The sequence below is a fragment of the Candidatus Bathyarchaeota archaeon genome (genome assembly GCA_026014725.1).
Classification (GTDB): Archaea; Thermoproteota; Bathyarchaeia; order Bathyarchaeales; family Bathycorpusculaceae; genus Bathycorpusculum.
Genome location: JAOZHV010000002.1, coordinates 1 through 1,178 on the forward strand (window position 1 = coordinate 1; position 1,178 = coordinate 1,178).

General features: G+C 36.2%; 1 protein-coding gene. It reads right to left on the bottom strand.

What is annotated here, in order from left to right:
• A partial coding sequence (locus tag NWE95_00600; GenBank protein MCW4002400.1) for a transposase family protein occupies positions 1-881 on the bottom strand: 881 nt, incomplete at its 3' end.
• Positions 882-1,178: the final 297 nt, after the last annotated feature.

A 1,178-nucleotide genomic window follows, 5' to 3' on the forward strand; every position in this document is an offset into this window, starting at 1 on the left:
TCCACATAAGGGGCATCGTTTTTCCTGTAAGGTCTTGACCTGCTGAAATTTATCCCTTTGATACTACAAAACTTTTGAACATGAGCATTTATAAACTCTGAGCCATTGTCTGAATGAATCGCAACTACAGGGATTGGAATTTTATCAACTATATCCTTAAGGGCAGCAGTACTCCACACCATTGCCTTGTTTCTGAGAGCTCTCAGTTCTGTCCAACCTGTAAAAATCTCTACTGCTGTAAGAGTATAGATAAACTCTCCTTTACCTGATGCTCCACAGTGATGCACAAGGTCTATCTCAAGGTATCCAGGGTCAGTGGGTTTGTCAAACCAGGACTCAACCTTTATGGATTTCTTAAGATTACTGCTAAAGGGATTACTTCTGTATGTCTTCTTTAGCTTTAAGCAATCTCTGTAGGGTTTAAGGAGTCTGTCTACTGTGGCAGGGGATATTCTGAGTAGTAGATGCTTTGTTTTCTCTGAAATAGAGTTTTTAATCTCAGGATGGCTGAAAAGTAACTCTGCATTAAGTCTTATGAAGGCTATTAAATGTTTAGATGAGGCAAAACCTGTCAAGGGCCAAATCTTTTTTAATGCATTGATTACTTCTTTGTCATATACTTTCTTTCTTCCTCTCTTTGATTTTTCACTAAGGGTTGCATCTGTGATTATCTGGAGATTACCTTGCCTTAGGACAACTTTTTTGGAGGTTCTTAAGAGATAACCTACATACTGTCTGTTTCTGTGTAGTATCTGAGAAAGTTCTGTAAGCATCTGAGATTTAAGTTTCTTTGATGCTTTTCTGTAAGAGTCTGCATTATGATTGATAATGACTAATCTTTCTTTCATGTTGTATACTCCTTTAGGTATGCTTGCAACCATCCATATCTCCTCCTAATTTTTTGATTGATGCCTAAAATAATAGGAGATAATGGATGGTTGCTACAATTTGCAATTATGAGGAAACAATCCCTTTTCAGCGAGATTATTTTTGAGGAAAGGCGCTTAATTGACTTTTTTAGCCCTCCTTTTTCAAAATATTTCCAGTTTTTGAACTTTTTTTGAGGTTAATATTACTAATGGATGAGGAGCAAAAATTAATCAAACAGATTATAGATGGAGATGAGGAGGCTTTAAGATTTATATTGAAGCATCTGAGTATGGCATATCCTCAACTAT